Here is a 17,420-nt window from a genome sequence, read left to right on the forward strand (position 1 = left end):
GACAACGATCCTGACTTGAGGTGGCTGTTCCGATCACGCTCTCATTCGAAGCTGGTTGTGTCTTCCTCGACGTCGTCGTTTCGAAACGCTTGCCCCTGCGCGTCGGACTCCCGAGGGATGACCCTCTTGGAAAGTTCCTCACTTACGGCATCGGCGCGCTTTTGCAGGAATAGAGAGTACTCATCGGTCCAAACGCCGAAGGCAGACATGTCTACAATGAGATGCGTCGCCATCGTAGCGGCGAGCGCGACGTTTTCATTTCTGAACTCCTGCATGTAAGCAGAAGGCGGCTTGTCTTTGATACGCCGTTTGTTCAAATAGTCATCAACGATTGTAATGTTCAAAACGTTATTGGCTTCCGCCTCATCAATTCCTTTTCTGGCAAGGTACGCTCTTGGAAAGAAGTGATGGTAGTTACGGCTGTTCGCCTGCTTCAACCAATCATTGCTGATGCGCACAGCCGCGCCATCGCTGAACGATTTTGGCTCGTGGTATGCATAAAGACACAGAAGCGCTTTGACGAAGCTGCGATTCGTACTGAACCAACCATTCTTCAAGAGGAACGAAGGTGAAAGATCGACAGCCCAATCGTATTCAGGCGATTTCCCCCCAAGAATGTCGTCGATGCGTTGGACATCTTGAGCAAGCTTGCTTTCGACCGAAGATGAATAGCGTCCGGCAAGAGAACACCGCCAGAAGAAGTCTTCGAGTTCCTTCTTCTGCTCTACGGCGGGTTTATCCTTATGATGGAAAAAGAAGTAACCAAACGGCACAAGCAAGGCGCTATAGGGCAACAGCTTTGACACGGGAATTCGATACGTATTTCGTAAATACTCTGCCGCCCTTTCGATCGCGTCAGCAGCACGAGGCCATGTATCGATGAACTCCCTTTTGGCGAGATTTAGCACAGTCTGACGCTTGCAATCCTTCTTAAGAAGGAGCGAAACCAGTTGGAGAAGCGTTGCCGCCGAGACCGTCTCGTAATCAATCGTCTGCAGCCGACCGACAAGCTCTTCGAATCTTTCCGCTAAGTCGAACTGACTAGCTTCATCGTAGGTCTTGGCCACCATGATCTCGAACAGAGATAGGGCCTGCCCCCCAACGTTCAGCCGGGTGAATATCTCCGTCGCCACATCAATCGGAACATCCTGGACTTCGACGATCGCGAAATCATAGGCTTCGATCCGCCGCTTGTATTCGTCGAGTTTTGCGTGAGTGTGCTCCGGGTATGAAGCGAGCTTCTTCAATGACCCGCCCAGCAAATCGCGAAGCTGAATACATAAAGCTGCATCTCGGCCCGCCAGATCTGTGACAACGATCTGCTGATCTTCAGACGCTGCGAGGTCGAGATAGATCGCTGAAAACTCGTCGTTAGTGCCGGATGCCCTAACGACGGTCAGTCCTTTCAGGGCGGCGAACAGGCTAGTCAGCCGCTGCTGCCCGTCGAGAACATATTTCACAACCTCGCCCTCGATTGGGGCGGGAAGATCGATTCCTCCGATGTTCTTTACACTCCGCAGCCGATCGCGTGTCGCCCAAAAAATCATCGTGCCAATTGGATAGCCTTTGACCACGCTGTCGAGAAGCTTGGCCGAGCGTTCGACGGACCAAACGAAGTCCCGCTGGAATTGCGGAATTTTGATCCGCCCTCGTTCGATGTCTGCCGTGAGGGCCGAATAGTTAAGGTGGGTGGGCTGTGGTAAACGCATTAGCCGCTCCGGTCGGGGTGAAATGCATCTGAGCGATACCTACACCTAGCGCAACTGTGGGTTACCAGTACAGACGTTGTGGTATCGCGAATTGTTCGTTCGCCGGAGGCGCTCGCACGAAGGGCTATCGTTTCGCGGCACCGCTATTACTGCCCGTCGCGCGGGTGCGTTGTTAGCGCTCACCTAATATTCCGTTCACTGTCTTCTGATATTACGATCTCTCGGCGCGCTCCCAACTGGTCTTCGAGAGAAATTTCGTATCTCAGCTTGTCCCCTTCGAGATCACGTCTCGTGATGCGCCAGCCTCCGGCTTCCAGATGGCTTGCGCATCCCAATGCCCAGAAAATGGCATCTTCCCGGAGAAGGCCGCGAACTCGAGGCTCTATATCAAACGGAGGTGGACCGAGTCCGGCCCGATTGCCATACGATAAGAGAGATACGAAGATATCATACTTCGGCACATCTTCTGGTCCTAAGAAGCTGACGCCTGTAGACACGCACCTGTACGCTGTTTTGTATTGCGACATGAAACTTAGCTCCTCCCTTGTCTGACGTCAGATTTGCAGCAACATTCAACGCCTAAGCAAACGCCGCATTACTGCCCGCCGCTCGCTAACACGACGAAGGTCGATCAAATCGTACTCGTGGACCGATGTCGGCGTTCTCGAAATCAGTTTCGGTACAGTTCGCGTGCGAAAATTTGACGTGCGATAACCTCGTGCATCGAAATTTCGCTGAAGTGAGTTCTGCTGCGTGGAACGTTGTTTCGGAACATCCGGTTCCGCAAAAATGCGAGTAAGAAAAATCCGCTTCAATGAGCCTTGCCCCGGTGAAACACGATTCCCAGAAGAACCCTCGGATCTTGGCCTGGGTAAAGTCTGCCATTCCGGCATCCGTGTGTTGAAAATCGGATGCGTAGCCCGGCTCAACTCTGACTGGCTGGTTGAGAGATACCTGGTCCCAACCCCAGACAACGTTGTCGCACTTCGCTCGCCTCAAGCTCGCGTAAGAGAACACCACTCTTTCGAAGCGCGATTGGGAAAGAATTGTGCCGTGTAAAGCAGCGCGAAGGAAACTGACGTCTCTTCCCGTAACGCCCGTCATATCGGAGCCGCTGAAGTCCGCTCCTCTCAAATTGGTGAGTGAATCGACGCGACTTCCAAAATCTAGGCCGGATAAATCGCAGTTGCTAAAGACGGCTCGTTGCCCTTGCTTCCCATCGGCGAGCCATGCGGCGTGGTCGGCAATTGCACTCGTCAGCTCATCTTGCGAAACCTTCCGGGTGCCGCCTTTTAATTGTCCCGGCGCAATGCCAAAACCGGTAAAAGAGGCGAAGGCCGCAGTCGCATCGTTAAAGAGAGAACGTCTGGTGACAAACATTGTCGCCTCATGATTTTGTTTCTACATGGTCTCTCTTAGACGACGCCTTCCCAGGGAGCAGGGAGCTCAGCCTATGCCCGACGCGCCAATAGCCACGCACCGCAAGATGCGTCGTGATCCACTTCTCGTGCAAGCCCAGCTAATCTAACTTCCTCGATCAACTACCCCAGCTAAGATGCTATCTTGAGATAGGTGATCTCGAACGCTTTGACCTGACGAAATACCTGCAATCGATTAGTGAGGCTAAATGCGTCGTTCATTTCAAACTTCTGATAGATATCGAGACCGCGATCGAGGCTGATCTTCCAGCCAGTGTCGCTCGTGATATGGCGCGCGTGAATGGTGTTCGTGCCATCATATTCCCAGGTAAATTTGATGCCGGCGGCTGCACCCGCTGCCTCCACGGCCAGTAAATTAGACTGCTGCTTCTCCGGATGGTTTTCATCAACACATGTGATGAGATGCACCGAGAGCTCGTCCTCCGGCGCTTTTCGTAGTGCAATCATTTCGACGAACTCCATCAGGTTTCGAAGCTGATGGAACATGCGAATGTATGGATCGGTGATAACAACCTTGGTCGCCCCGTCAATCCAGGGCCAGAATAAGTCGGCGAACGCAACGCCCTTCTGGTTTTCGATGAAGATCTTGTGCCCTTCACGCGGCCGTACTGGCGCGACCTCAATTTCCCTCGGTGCAAGCATGGCTGGCGCAAGAGGGCCATTCGTCTCATCCGCTGCCGGCGTCGTGTTCTCTTGGTCAGCGGCGCGCTTTCTGTAATAATATGACGGATACTCCGTCTCCTCGAGAGTCGTGACGCTGACCTTACGGCCGTCCCGTGCCGTGAAGGAGAAGTCCGTTTCCGGATAGGTGCTATCGATCCGGAGGAGCTGATCCTTGACGCGCTTCCGCCCCTCCACAGCCAGGTGCAGGATCTCTTCCACCTCAGCCTCGGCCGCGTTATCGGCGGGGAAAAGAAGCTTCATCATCCCAGAGAAGGTCTTGTTCACGCCGTCGCGGTCGCGCGTCGAAATATCGGACGAGATCGTGAACAGTCCTTGATATCGGTTGGAGTAGTCGTCGTTGCGCATATGCCGGAGGATTTCGGCAAGGTAATCGACGACAAACCCATATCCCGACGCAAACATCTCTCCGCGGATGACATCAATCTCCCAGCCCGGCACGTAGGCGTGAAGGCGATCGATAAAGGCCGAATCGTAATATTTCTCGGGCAATTCGTCGAACAGATCCGTATGCTTCAGCATATAGGGAACGTTGTGTTTTGTATTCCCGACAAACACCATCGAGGCCTCGGCCCCGAGCGTCTCCACACCGCGCGAGAAGCTCTTGTTGGCCATGTAGTTTTTCATAATGTCGACCAGGGCCTTGTCGACGCGCTTTTGGCGCCCCGCGAACTCGTCGAAGGCCACGACATCCCAATAGCCGACGAGGCCAATCTTGCCCGAGCTATTGTTGACAAACAGCTTGGGTACGGTCACTTCGCCACCTGAAATCAAGATGCCGTGCGGCGAGAATTCAGAGAAAATGTGCGACTTGCCTGTTCCCTTGGGGCCGAGCTCAATCAGATTGTAGTTTCGCTCAACGAAGGGCACGAGGCGCATCAGTTGCAGGAGCTTGCTGCGACGGCCGAACATTTCCGGGTTGAACCCAACCGTCTGGAACAACAGGTCTATCCATTCATCGGTTGTGAAGCCGGCGCGCGCCTTGAGAAAGGCGTCGTAATCGAACTTGGAGAGCTGGATCGGTTTGATGCTCCCCAGGATCCACGGCTCGACGTTCTTGTCCTCGCTGTGCTCATACTCGACATCGGCGATGCACCAGACACCGCTCACCAGCAGCTTAGGATGTGCCTTCACCGTATCGGAATCAATGATGACTTTCTTGATACCCAGATTGGCAAAGGTCGCCTCATAGGCGTCCTTGTCTGTGTTGAGATCGACACTTATCTTGTCGATCACCTTCCAACGACCCTTTTCCCGGATATTAGATCGAATCAGTCCCGCCTCGTTACGATGGACGTAATGCTTGCGCAGGATCTCCTTGACCGTCTCGATTCCCGACTGGATCGAAGCCTCGTCATTCGTGGCGCAGTACTGGCCGAGCAAGAATTCCAGGACGTAGGAAGGGACAATCGCGTTACCCTTCACGGCTTTGACCAGGTCCTTGCGCACGACGAGGCCCGGGAAGCATTCATTGATCTTGTCGTCCAGCGCGGTCATCGCTCTCCCCTCAAAAATCGAAATCGCTCGAGAAGCTGCGGCGCAGCGTATAGCGAGCCGTGCGGTATTCCCTGAAATGGGACGTGTCGCCGTGCCGTTCCTCAAGCCTCAGGATGACCTCCTGACCATTGAATGTGTCGGCCTGGCGCAACAGCAGGAAGCGAACCGACACTTCGCGCTCGCGCGGGTTCTCGGACCGGAAGTCGAAGACCAGCTCATGGGTATCAGAGATCAGCTCGCCCGATTGCGCATAGATTCCAGCTCTGAGCGTGCGCGCTTGCGTTTTCTCTGTAACGGCCGCAACTTGGTAGAACCGCACTGAAATCTGACTCGACGTAATCATCTGGTTGGTGCTGCCGATGATCTCGACATCGACCGCCGAAGTGTCGCTCTGACGCTTCTTGTTGATCTTGACAACCGGGACGATGATCTCCTGCAGAGTCGCCCCGCCATGCACATACCGGCTCCCCGAACCCTGGCGTCGCAGCCGGCTGATTGACTTGGGGATCAGCATTTCAACTGAGCCTTCGAGGCCCGCTTGCTCTGCCGTAAAGCGCCGCAAGCCCCGATTGCCCTTCAAGCCGTGCCCGAGGATGAACCGCCGGTCGCGGAACAAGATCGTATCACCCTCGACCTGCGCCGAGGAGTAGTCACTCTCCTCAATCGGCCGGTGCTGGTAGATGAAGCCGTGGTCGGACGTGACGATCAGATTGTTGGCGTTGGCGCCGTTGAGTTTTTTGACCACCCTAACGAGTTCCTCGATCGTATCGTCGGCGGCTTCAAAAACGCGATCTTCCGACACCTGCTTGTCACCGATCGCATCGATCAGATTGTGGAAGACGTAAACGACGTCGTGATCGCGAACTAGCGCCCGGGCCTCTTCCTTGTCCATCCCCATCAGGTCTTCGACTTTTACAGCGGTCGTCCTGTCGCCAGCCCGTCCAGTCGCCAGAACCTTGCTGCGGTTATCTAGCCCCTGTGAACTTTGGCCGTTCACGAGAACGGTGCCGGAATCGTTATCGGCAATCTGCAGGTCGCCGTTGGGAAGGAGAGACGCCATTCCAAGCTGGGTGTAGCTGGGGAGGCTCCCCAACATTGGCTCGATCCCAGCCTCATAGCGGTCAACACTACGGATGCGGCCCAACAACTCTTCGCCAATTTCGTAGCGGAGAGCATCGGAAATGATAACGCAGACCTTCTGATCACGCCGGCGGAACTCACCCACATGCTCTCGATAGAAGCTCCGCTGCGGCAGAATTGGTGGCGCCGACCAGGATATGGCCGCATCTACGTGGGTCTGCCAAACATCGTTTAAGCGCAGAAGGTAATTATTGACGTAGTGGTTTTCGACCTGCTCGAACAGCTCGCGCATCAGTGTTGCTTGCCCGGATTTCTGCATGCGCCAGATAAATTTCCGATAGAGCTGGTCGATACGAAACCAGCTTATGGCGTAACGCTCAACACCTTCCGCGAGGCTGGTCATACCTACGGTTACCTGCGCCATCGACTGCTGGAATTCCGCGGCGAAGCCGATCGCCTCGTAGAGATCGCGATAGGCGCTATACCAATGGCTTTGCCGGCGCTGACGGATCCAGTTCGCGACATCGGCTTGCGCCGCGGTCTGGTTGCTAACCTCATGGACTAGCGCACGGATGATCGCACGATCCACCTCTTCGAAGTAGTCGACTTCGATCAGGGTGCGGAAGTCGCGCCTAGCGAGATCCTGTGCAATACCCAGCACCTCCGCATAGTCGGCCGACAGCTTTGCGAAAGCGTCCTCAGCGTTCCGGTTGTTTTTCCAGCGACGGAAGAACACCATAGCCTCGGATGTTAGGATCGTTTCGCCCCCGACTGCGCTCTGATAGCAGGACTTGAACAGCGTGATCGCGAAATCGCCGATGCTTGGCTTTTCGGCTCGGTAGCCAAAGATTCGCGCTATCTGATCCCAGAGGAATTCGTGTAGGCCAACACGGCCGATCAGGCGCAAGCTGTCGTCTTTACCCTGCGCAAGCTCCCCCAGCAATGCTTCGACGACAGTGTCGAAATCGCCGTCAGCGCAGGCGCAGATGACGAGCATCCGCAGGCGCAGCAAAGGCTTCGTATCGTCTCCGCGGATGACGGCCTTCAGCCTCTCTAGCCGGCGGGTGGAGCGGAAGAATTCCTGATGTTCCCGTGCGAGAGCTTCAAAGCTGACCGGCAAACCCAAGTCCGTCAGCCAGATTGCGATCTGATCGGCCTTAAAAACCCCATGCGCCAGCTCGACGTCGAGCAGCCAGTTATCGATGTCGGCTGGACGCGGCCCTTCTCGATAGAGCAAGAAGCGCTGCTTCGGCTTCTCTCGCAGGACACGATGCTTCACTGCGAACTCTGTGTTCGCCAGCTCGACTTTCTCAATGCCGTCGAGCGCCACCATCTCGAACGCCTGCCGAAACTCGTGGTTCGGATCGTACCAGAAGACGATCCGGTGCCTGTCAAACTGAGCAGCCAGCCCCTTGGCAATCCGATCGAGCATGCTCAATCATCCGAATCATTGAGGCCCTTGATAGGCTTTAGGGCAGCGCCGAACTTCTGATAGTTGGCCTTCACTCCATCATCGAGGTCGATCTCGATCTTTTGCGTTGCCAACGGAAAAAGGACATCACGCTCCCAGTCATCCAGCTCATCGAGCTGCTTGGCCGTCGCCTCGATCGCCTTCAGGGCCTTGGTCTTCTGTGTCGGGGATGCATCAGCGCTGATGCTGAGCGCCTCTTGCGCCTTGCGATACGCCTCCAGCTTGGAACGGAACTCCCGGAGATAGTCGTTCAGAACCACGCTCACCGTGTCAGGACGGTAGCGGTGCATATAGATCAGCGCATTAAAGGTGCCCTTTGGGCTCGAAAACATCCAATAGATGGGCCGCTTCTTGTATCGCTTTACATGATCGTTGAAGAACTCGCGGATGAAGTATTTTTTGATGTCCTTCCCGAGCGCCTCTTCGACGAACGCCAGGTTCTCCTGGAAGTGCTTCTCACCAAAGGTAACTCGCAGAAAGCGGCGGAAACACGCGGCGATGTCATCGGCAAACCAATCGCCATCGAGCACCGGGATCACGTTGTCGGTATCTGGCTCGAAGGACGGGTTCGGGACCTTGGCGCGATAGTCCTCCGGACCCTCGCCCCGATTGGCGAGGACCAGGCCAGGCGCATCCAGACTGTAGCGGCCGAACATGCAGCCCACGGCATAGGACACCAACTCTCGGACCGTATCGGCGAGGAGCAGCGCCTCCAACTCTGCCTCGGCCTTCTGACCGTCATAGCGATAGGCCGGATTGCAGGTGAGCGTGATCTCCTCCGGAGGCACGTCAGGCGTCAGCTCGTCCTGCAAGCCATAAGCCTCGATGAAAATGCGGTTGTTCTCTTCCTCAAGCCGCTGCATCTCTTTCGTCATGTCGCGCCAATGGGTGCGGAGGTTGGCATAGGTGTTCTGCAGCGTCTCGGCCCGATGGTCGGGCAAGAGCAGCGGGAGCGTCCTGAAATCCCAAGAAGTTTCAAAAGCGTCCCAGTCGGCGCGAGCGAATTGAACTACTGTCAAGTTTACAGCGCTATTATTCTGGAACGTTTTTGGCCTCGCATACGGGACGCGCGCCAAATCGCCGACCTGAAAAGTCGCAGTAGGATTAACGCACCTCATGAATTCAGGCATGAGTTTGCTACACAGCAAACTTAAGACGGGCGCGAGGTCGCTGGAATCATGAGGTACACCAGAAGACCCCTTAACATCAAAAAGGAAGCCTGCTGGAGAGTATCTAGCCGCGAAGGAGCTTGTCGAAATATCCGACCAAGTTACGCACTCAAGAAACATCTTATCCAAATTCTGTATATAGCGCGACCAATGCTTTCCCTTATTTCGCTCGGTTGCAAACGCTTTGACTTCCGAACCGTCGCTCTGCCAGTTCAAAATGTAGGTTTGATTCCCATACCACTTTCTATGACCACCGCCTTTGTTATAGGGAAACCACTTCTGTGATTTCGTGGCAGCGTCTTGAATGCTGTTTGCGTCAAAGCAGATGTCTAAATTCCCCACCTCGTACCACTGCCTCAGAAATCGGTCATTATCTCCAGTATTCAATCCAACTGCTGGCTTGAACACATCTTTGATCGCTGAAAGCTCACTGAACGATGAACGGAACTGAGGAGAGATCCAGTGAGCAATTGGACACCCATCAATAACTTCGAATGTCTCGGTGCTTGCGCGACGAATGGTCCCTTGCCCGCGAGCCGCCTTCTGCAACTCGAGAGATTTAAGTGCTTCAGAGCGTCCTTCCCGAAGATCGATAAAATCGCCGAAAGTGGATGGACTGCCCTCCTTTTCCAAGACGAAGGCGGTGGTTGACACCACTTCGCCGCCAATAGAATCGAATGCTCCTGTGCCAAGGTGCGCCATTGTTCTGATGGGAGTATTTTCGATCACGCTTTCGCGCAGTTTTTGGTGTCGGGATAAGAACATCCAACTCTGCATCGTGATCATGCCTACAAGGCCGTGCGTCTTTGCAAGCGCAGACGAACGTTCAATGAACATCGAAAAGAGGTCAGATTTTGAGTCCGGGTAGTACTCCTTCGCGAACGAATCCAACGCCCCGTTCATCCCTTTCCCACCCATATATGGCGGGTTGGCTACCACGACATGGTATCTCGAGATCAGATAGTCAGCCATGCGCAGCACAACCTGCACCCGCTCGTGAACATCGCGCAGCAACAGGTTGTCGTCGAACTGCTTCTCAGCAATCACTCGGCGCAACTCGGCAACGTCCTTCAGCTTGGGGACGATCAGCGAGCCGAAGTTCTTCGCCTCGCGAAACTGGCCGAGCGTCTCGCGCAAGTCCATGCTGAACAGGTCACGTCCGATCTCGTTCACATAATCGGCGAGTTCATCGTCCTTAAAGCTGACATTCTCCAGCACGCACACGTTTGGCTGCACTCCGTCCTTGGCAGTCCGTCGTAGGAACCGCTTCCGACGCGCAGCCGCCTTCATTGTTAGGGCGAACGCCGCCAACGCGCCGGCCCGGTCGTCGATCTCGATGCCATAAAGGTTCTTCGCTAGGATCAGGCCGGGGATCTCGCTAGCGTCATAGCCCTCCTCCTCGTACATCGCGTGCAGGAGGTCGAAGGCGTAGGTCAGCATGTGTCCAGAACCGCACGCCGGATCGCAGATCGTAATCTCCTCCGGCGAAGATATGCGCAGGAAGTCCGTCTCCGCTTCTTCCGGCGCTATGTAGTATTCCATTCGCTCCTTCAGACGCGAGTCGGGCCGGTTGACGATCCAGAGCCGCCCAAGCGAATTCTCGACCAAGTAGCGCACGATCCAGTGCGGCGTGAACAATTGCGTGGCAGCCGGAATATTCTCCGCCGAAATCTTGACGTTCTTCTTCAGCCCAGCGAACACCTCATCCTTCTTCTCGGAGATATAGAACTGGTAAAGCCAACCAATGACCTCGACGTCTAGGCAGGCCTCATCTGTCATCACTGCGCGCAACTTGGCAAGAATGCTGCCCTGCGACAGGAGATCCTCTGGCATCAAAAGCTCAGTGTAATCAGCAATCTTCTCGAACATGAAGGGCATCGCGGCATGCCAATGATTGCACGTCGCAACCAGCAAGAGACGATACGCTTCGCCCTGCGGGTCGGGCGACGGCGTCCGGTTATCGAGCAGTGCGCGAACCTGCGCCGCAGCGGCTTCAGAAACCTCGTCGCCGATCACGCCGGCCATGGCTTCCGACAGGACCTCGGGGCGTGTCTGTCCGTCCGCCGGCGTCACGACTCGGACCGCCGTATAACCATTGGCGTCCATGAAGCGCAGCGCAGTCATGCGGTTGAACCATGTATAGGCGACGCGTTCGATAATCCGATCACGGGAGGTGCGAACGATCTCAGTTTCGAGCTCCCGAACCGCTTTGGGTGCTTCGCGCCGGGCCGCACTGTTTTCGACCAAAACCCGGACGAGCTTGGCTGACACTTGATCGCGCAGCAGCCGGCGCGCTTCCTGCGCGAATTTCTTCAGGGCACCGGTGTCCAATGGCATCCGGTCCACAAGGCTCTTGGCGGAGATCATATCCATTAGATCGTAATCCTCTTGCCAGCATGGATCTCCGCAATCAGCTTCTCGCGCAGAGTACTCAGATAGGCTTCGACATCTCGCTCGTCGGCAAGATACGGCTTGGCGTAGGTGACGCGCAGCCCACTGACGGCGACATATTCGAGCTGGGCGAGTGGCGAAGCCAATGGTGGCGAGCTGACGCCTCCATCGAACCCCCGCCGTTCTCCGCCTGTATCAGCCTTTTGGGAGGGCGACGACGGAGGGGTAGCCGCCGTTACGCGGCCGAGCAGCGCCGGATATACTGACGACCTGAATCCACTTGCGCGCTCGCGAATCACCGCGATAAGCTTGCTATTTCTGACCGTCTCGAGAATCGCAGCAAATGCAGCCTCAGTTTCGCAGCGATGAGAATCCGCGACGGCAGCGAATTCGGGGAGCGCCAGCAGCTTCTCCCGAAGCTCTTCCACGGCGGAAAGCGCCGCCTTGCGCTCTTCCGCGATCCGGGCATCGAGCTCGGATTTCAGAGCATCGAACGTGCCTTTCATCTGCTGGATGGTGTTGCCCTTGTAGCAATTCGGATCATCCAGAACCGCCTGCATAGCGTTGGCCTTGTCGTCCCCGCCATAGACGAAATTGGCGCTTTGATCGGACAAATAGGCGCGGGCATCGTCATAGATCGCCTTCTGAGCCCCACCCATGAAGCGACGGATCGGGTCGAGGATCCCCTCCTTCAAATCGAGCAGTCGGTCCTCATGGCGGCCGAGCTCCTGCAGATACCATGCGTAGGGTTTGCCCGTGATCTCGCGCACGGCTTCCCGCACACTGCTCAGCGCACCGAGAAACGGATAGCGTGACGCCTGCGCCTCTAGCCCCGCAAGCTCCTGCTTGAGCGCTGCAAAGGCCGCAGCCGTCTCGAACCCGAGCGCCTTTCCGTCGGTACCAGCCGGCTGCGAGTCGAAGAACTCGCGGTAAAACTCCTTAAGCTTGCGTGTCTGCGCAGGCGTGAACTCCACCTGCAGTTCGAGCACGATATTACCCAAGGTATGTGCGTTCTGGAGGGCGCGCAGCAGAGCGTCCCCCTCCAACGGGCTGCCGTCCGAGCGTGCCTCGAGCTTGCCGCGGCCGAGTAGGCTGGCTGTGGTGCACAGGATCGCGGCATAAGACCAGCCGTAAGGCTTGCGATCGAACCGTTCGACGACAGCCTTCACCGTCGTCCGGATGCCGTTCCGGGCGTTCGACTGCGCATAGTTCAGGATCTCCTGCTCGGCCTCCGTCAGGTTGGCGGCCCCGTCGCCGAGCATGCCGTCATTGCCGTATGTGAGGAACTTGCCGATCTCGTTCTCGGCGTAGGCAATGCCGCGCAGCATGCCGAGATTGACATAGACCTTGTCAATGAGGACCTGAAACGCGCGTTCGATTCTGGCCTGCGGATCCTCCGAGCGAACGTCAATCTCCTCGCCTCGTACAAACAATCGGGCGTCGCCCACCAGGGCGCGGGCCTTGAGCGCGAGATCACGCTGACGGTTGCTGTTCTGTTCACCCTTGTCGCGGATGATGCGTTCGATGGTAGGCTGCTGGGCCACCGCGCGGGCTTGGCGGACATACTTATCCGTCCGCTTGACCATCATCAGGTCACTGACGAAGCGCGCGTCAGGGTTCAGAACAACGGCAAGCTCGTCCCTCGACATCGTGTGCATCGCGATCCCCTCCGCATTCCCGCTCTGCTCGTGGAATGGCGTAATGACATTGATCGCAAGCTCATAGTCGCGGCCGAGCGGCCGGTCATCGAGATAGCGCGCGAAGGAGTAATCCTGCGACGACGCCTCGTGTCGGAGCTTCCGGACCTTGATAACCCCGTCAAAAACCAGGGTTTCCAACTCCTTGGCGATCTCCGCCGTATCGACCTCGATCGCCTTGATTTCCTGTTCGACGTCCTTCTCCTCATCGGTCAGGAACTCGAACAGCTCACCATTACGCTGAACGTACGTATTCTGCTCGAGCAGGCTCAGTGCCTCTTCGACGCGCCGCTTGTGCTTTGTCAGATCGGTGTCGAACCTATCGAGCATGAGGATCGCGACGTTGCGCGGCGTAGACTTGAACGGCTTGACATACTTGACCAGAAACAGGGCCTTCAGAACCCGCGTTGCAAACTGATCACCGAGATTCCTCTCGGCAATCAGAATCGACTGCTGGACATTCGATTTGAGCGCTGTTCGGATGCCTTCGAACATCTGGTCGAAGGTAGCGAGACCTCCGACCGGAATGTCCGCAAGCCTTACTGCAACCTCTTGAAAGACGCCCAGCATCGACCGCTCGCCGACCGAGCTGTGCTTGCCCTCGAAAGCGTTGTGTTGGGACAGATTCTGGATAGCCACCTGGAACAGCGGATACTGGTACGGGATGAAAGGATAGCTGTGAATGAGGTGATCGCGATCCCGGAAGTTTTCCAGTCGTATTGAGCCGTCCGAAAAATCGAACAACGTTTTCAGATTGTTCGACTCGCGATGGTAGAGATCGGACAACATCTCGATGCCCGCATCGGTCTTCTTGAGCAGGCGCTCCTGGATCACCTCCGCAACATCGGCGCTGTTAAGCGGTATCCTGTTCGCGAAGCGCGCCTGAATCTTCGAAAAATCGTTCTCCTGCCGATGGTTCATGTCGCCGATGACGGCCCCCATATCCTGCTGGGCCGTCACGATTATCCAGGCCCGACCGCGGCACTTTGTGTTCAAGCTTTCCGCGATCGTTTGCAGGTTAGTCATGAGCTTGAGGTTGTCGGCAATGTACTGGCCAACTTCATCGACGAAGAAATTGAGCCGGAAACCCGGCTTCTGCGCGTCGATGTAGGCCTTCACCTTGTCGGCGAAGTCCTCGATCGACAAGCGAAAATCTTGCCGATACCGAGTGAGGATTCCCTGTCCTTCGGACAGATTACCCCCCGAAACTTGTGCATAGGCCTTAGCGATGTTTGCGTTTTCGAGCAGCGCCTGTTCGCGTCCGCGGTCCCACGACTTGCCGGCGATTGACTGATAGGCCGCGCGGAATCTGTCGAGCAAGCCGCGGCTATCCAGATCGCGCTCGAACTGAGCGATGTGAGGTTGCTTCCCGTAGTAGCCGCACATTTCGTCGAATACTTTCAGAAACACAGAAAGCAGAGCATCGATCTGCTCCTTTGAAATCACATCGGCCTTCTGGTCTATGTTGAACAGGATGCTCTTCGATGGAATTGAGACAGCCTTCCGCAGATCGGCCGCTAGGATCTCATTGCGGGTGCATTTCTGCTTGAAAAGCTCATAGGCCGGGCATCCACCGACATTTCGGTTTTCAAGAAGCAACGCCAGTATTTTCAGCAGGTGCGATTTGCCCGACCCAAAGAAGCCGGAGATCCACACGCCGTTGGCTGTCTCATAATTGTTGTAGGCGTCGAGGAATCTTTCGAGCTGACGCTCGATCTCATTGGTGATGACATATTCTCCGAGTTCAACCCGAAGGCTCGCCTCGTCATCGGCCTTGATGACTCCCTCGATCGCGCGATCGACGGGTTTCTCGAAAATGTCCCGAAGATTCATCATAGCCCCCTCAGACCTCGTAGTGCGTAATATTGAACGCCCGGTAATATTTGTCGTCGTGCAGAATTCCGAATAGATCGAGCGATGCGCCTGTTGCCAGGCTATGCGTGTACTTTCCTGGAAAGAACATCACGGTCGGCTTTTCCTTCGCGGTGCTCTGGAGGTTGTTCAATACATTATGCGACCGGACGTAGGGATAGACTTCGCCTACGCCCGACAGAAATAGGACATCGAACTCCTGGGTTGAGAGTCGCGCGGCGATCTCGGGAATGAGGTGCGTCTCGGGATCCAGAACACCTTGAAGAAGCTCCTTCAGTTCGTCCTTCTTGATGCCAGGCTCCGCCGCAAGGATCTCGTCCCAGATACCGCGTTCGCGCAGCAAGGCAACGCTGAGGTCGTAGATGTTGATCTCGACTACACGCACGCCGCGGTTTTCGAGTTGCTTCACTAGGCTCGCACGCATCGCATCCATGGCGGCTCCTTCATCAGCCGGATAGGGGCAGATGAAGAACGGCACTTCATTGCCGAGGCCCTGCTTCTTCAGGAAGCGCTCGCTCGCGATCACTTCTAGCAGGTGATCGAAGCGTTCTTTGGGGCTCAGCGCCTTGCTCGTTCGCGACATCGTTAGCTTCTCCGCAACTGTCGTTCGGCGCCCGGGAAAAAGCGGAGCTCTTCCGGGTTGCCGGCCTGAATCAGGGCGACCACGCGCGGCGACAGCATCGCACCGAGGATTCGGTCATCCTGCGACAGGATTTCAGCCTCACGCATGAGGCGAAAAAGCACGGCGCGAAGCTTGGCCCGCGTCGAGGTAGACAGAGCCGCAAGCTTCGGAGACCATTCCTCCTTCGCGGACAGAAACCTATCGAAGTCATCGTAGGTTAGGTGGGTCCGCAACGACAGGAATCTGTCGCTCACGACCTCAACCGCAAACTCGCCGATAAATCTGTAGGCTCGACAGGCGGCGAGCCACAGGAGCGCGGCCTGCTCACTCCGGTCCCCTTCGATGAACAGAGCCAGCTCGTCAGGGGAAAGGAGCTTGAGGCGATTCACGATCTCGCGGATTGACCGACGCGCTGAACTTGTCTTGCGAACCGGAAATGCCCCTTTCTCCTGAGCCGCGGCCAAGGTCGAATCCCAATCAGCGCCAGGAAGATGAAGACGAGCGACTGCCACACTTTCATTGATGTAGAGGCCGCCGGTTCCGAAGGACATAAGGTAGGGACGCTGCTCCGCGCTCTGCATCAAGCACTCCCGCTGAGAGTTGCAGATGGCGCGGGGTCGTCAAGTTCGAACTCGGCACGCTTCAGCGCGCGCGCCGTCTCGGCCGCGTTGAGGGAAACAATGTGCTGGGTTCGGGGATCCTGCTGGGTTGCGTCGCCCAAAAGACCAAGACGCCTCAATACATAGAAGAGCATTGCATAGCGTGTCGTGAGGACGGCACGCTCATTCGTCATCCCGTAATCCTTCGCGACAACCGCGCGCTGGCTCGGCGTCAGGTGCGGGTGAGGACCTATCTCCACGTCGAAAGTCTCCTGCCACAACGTATCCTGATCGCGGCCAGGTCCCGGATTACCCATCTCGCGCAAATCGAGAATACGGGTAAGCAGGAAATCCTTGAACTTCTTGTCAACGTGACAATAGGCGCGCGCATGCCAGCGTAACCCGTCATAACCAAAGGCATGCGGTGTCATCCGACGCCACATCGGCTCTGCCCGCTCCCGGTTCATCGATTGGTAGTAGATTTCAATAGAGCGCTTGTCACGGATCGCACTGATGATTGCTCGCAGCACGATCGGATCGACCTCCCGCCGCGGGGTTAGAGCGATGTCCGTCTGCGGCGGATTGGCTATCCAGGAGTCACCGGGGTCGGTAAGTCCTTCGGCGAGGGAGCGGAGACGCGAGAGATAACTGTCCGGATCGGGCTTCAGAAAAATCGGTGAGAACTGCGGGCTCGCGACGTAGCGTTTCGCACTCTTGTCATAGATCGCATTCTGAGGCGCGCGCTCCTGATAAAGCGTTAGGTCCTTCGAGGCTTGCGGAACGGAGACGTCGAACATCTCGATGATGTCCGAGCGGTTGACTCCGCCCTCCCAGAACAGCCGAAACTCGATGAACTCGAGCCGGCGCTCCACACCCCATTTCAACGCCGCAGCGCCTTCTTTCATCGATCCAATCTCCGGGTACGTATAAAAAATACGTCCGTATAAAAACTATATGGACATAGGAACGATACCCGTGTATTTATTATCCCTATCAACGATGCTCGTCAATAGGGACGAGCTGGATATTGATGAGGGAAAACAATGGCGAAGCGCGGCTCGAATCAGGAAGTCACCAGCAAGAAGGCGGCGAGCGCTGCCTCCAAGGTCCTCCGGGACCCGAAAAGTAGCAAGGCGGCCAAGACGGCGGCGGGGTCGGCGCTGACCCAGCGTCCGAACAAGAAATAGTCTTGG

The 17,420-nt window shown here is 56.2% G+C and carries 10 protein-coding genes; 1 reads left to right on the forward strand and 9 read right to left on the reverse strand.

Annotation, left to right across the window (positions count from 1 at the left end):
• Nucleotides 1–41: 41 nt before the first annotated feature.
• The 9 genes from N2604_RS01585 to N2604_RS01625 all read right to left on the reverse strand — a co-directional run bounded on the left by N2604_RS01585 (nucleotide 42) and on the right by N2604_RS01625 (nucleotide 17,132).
• Nucleotides 42–1,709: a DUF262 domain-containing protein gene (locus N2604_RS01585; protein ID WP_260373495.1), complete on the reverse strand. Its 1,668-nt coding sequence runs from the start codon at nucleotides 1,707–1,709 to the stop codon at nucleotides 42–44.
• Between the two features lie 612 nt (nucleotides 1,710–2,321).
• A complete protein-coding gene (locus N2604_RS01590; protein WP_260373496.1) occupies nucleotides 2,322–3,089 on the reverse strand; it encodes a pentapeptide repeat-containing protein in 768 nt (255 codons plus the stop codon).
• A 170-nt stretch (nucleotides 3,090–3,259) separates the two neighbouring features.
• The gene (gene brxL / locus N2604_RS01595) at nucleotides 3,260–5,326 is read right to left on the reverse strand and encodes a BREX system Lon protease-like protein BrxL (RefSeq protein ID WP_225161483.1); all 2,067 of its coding nucleotides are present in this window, start codon (nucleotides 5,324–5,326) and stop codon (nucleotides 3,260–3,262) included.
• 10 nt (nucleotides 5,327–5,336) lie between these two features.
• A complete protein-coding gene (gene pglZ / locus N2604_RS01600) occupies nucleotides 5,337–7,838 on the reverse strand; it encodes a BREX-1 system phosphatase PglZ type A (RefSeq protein WP_225161484.1) in 2,502 nt (833 codons plus the stop codon).
• Between the two features lie 2 nt (nucleotides 7,839–7,840).
• Nucleotides 7,841–11,419 (reverse strand): BREX-1 system adenine-specific DNA-methyltransferase PglX, encoded by a 3,579-nt coding sequence (pglX, locus tag N2604_RS01605; RefSeq protein WP_225161485.1) that lies wholly within the window; start codon nucleotides 11,417–11,419, stop codon nucleotides 7,841–7,843.
• Complete coding sequence (brxC, locus tag N2604_RS01610) at nucleotides 11,419–14,970, reverse strand: BREX system P-loop protein BrxC (RefSeq protein WP_260373497.1); 3,552 nt, start codon at nucleotides 14,968–14,970, stop codon at nucleotides 11,419–11,421. Before brxC ends, pglX begins: the two co-directional genes overlap by 1 nt.
• Before the next feature lie 7 nt (nucleotides 14,971–14,977).
• Nucleotides 14,978–15,589, reverse strand: coding sequence for a DUF1788 domain-containing protein (locus tag N2604_RS01615; protein ID WP_225161487.1), 612 nt, complete (start codon nucleotides 15,587–15,589; stop codon nucleotides 14,978–14,980).
• A gap of 2 nt (nucleotides 15,590–15,591) precedes the next feature.
• Nucleotides 15,592–16,209, reverse strand: coding sequence for a DUF1819 family protein (locus N2604_RS01620; protein WP_260373498.1), 618 nt, complete (start codon nucleotides 16,207–16,209; stop codon nucleotides 15,592–15,594).
• Nucleotides 16,209–17,132, reverse strand: coding sequence for a YafY family protein (locus tag N2604_RS01625; protein WP_225161489.1), 924 nt, complete (start codon nucleotides 17,130–17,132; stop codon nucleotides 16,209–16,211). Before N2604_RS01625 ends, N2604_RS01620 begins: the two co-directional genes overlap by 1 nt.
• Before the next feature lie 138 nt (nucleotides 17,133–17,270).
• Here N2604_RS01625 and N2604_RS01630 point away from each other — a divergent pair, with 138 nt between their 5' ends.
• A complete protein-coding gene (locus N2604_RS01630; protein ID WP_225161490.1) occupies nucleotides 17,271–17,414 on the forward strand; it encodes a hypothetical protein in 144 nt (47 codons plus the stop codon).
• The last annotated feature ends 6 nt before the right edge of the window (nucleotides 17,415–17,420 follow it).

This window comes from Bradyrhizobium sp. CB1015 (assembly GCF_025200925.1).
Lineage (GTDB): Bacteria > Pseudomonadota > Alphaproteobacteria > Rhizobiales > Xanthobacteraceae > Bradyrhizobium.

Bases quoted from the DNA above. Each gene is read 5' to 3' on its own strand.
- N2604_RS01585 (WP_260373495.1), bottom strand. From the start codon at position 1,709: ATGCGTTTACCACAGCCCACCCACCTTAACTATTCGGCCCTCACGGCA.
- N2604_RS01590 (WP_260373496.1), bottom strand. From the start codon at position 3,089: ATGTTTGTCACCAGACGTTCTCTCTTTAACGATGCGACTGCGGCCTTC.
- brxL (WP_225161483.1), bottom strand. From the start codon at position 5,326: ATGACCGCGCTGGACGACAAGATCAATGAATGCTTCCCGGGCCTCGTC.
- pglZ (WP_225161484.1), bottom strand. From the start codon at position 7,838: ATGCTCGATCGGATTGCCAAGGGGCTGGCTGCTCAGTTTGACAGGCAC.
- pglX (WP_225161485.1), bottom strand. From the start codon at position 11,419: ATGGATATGATCTCCGCCAAGAGCCTTGTGGACCGGATGCCATTGGAC.
- brxC (WP_260373497.1), bottom strand. From the start codon at position 14,970: ATGATGAATCTTCGGGACATTTTCGAGAAACCCGTCGATCGCGCGATC.
- N2604_RS01615 (WP_225161487.1), bottom strand. From the start codon at position 15,589: ATGTCGCGAACGAGCAAGGCGCTGAGCCCCAAAGAACGCTTCGATCAC.
- N2604_RS01620 (WP_260373498.1), bottom strand. From the start codon at position 16,209: ATGCAGAGCGCGGAGCAGCGTCCCTACCTTATGTCCTTCGGAACCGGC.
- N2604_RS01625 (WP_225161489.1), bottom strand. From the start codon at position 17,132: ATGAAAGAAGGCGCTGCGGCGTTGAAATGGGGTGTGGAGCGCCGGCTC.
- N2604_RS01630 (WP_225161490.1), top strand. From the start codon at position 17,271: ATGGCGAAGCGCGGCTCGAATCAGGAAGTCACCAGCAAGAAGGCGGCG.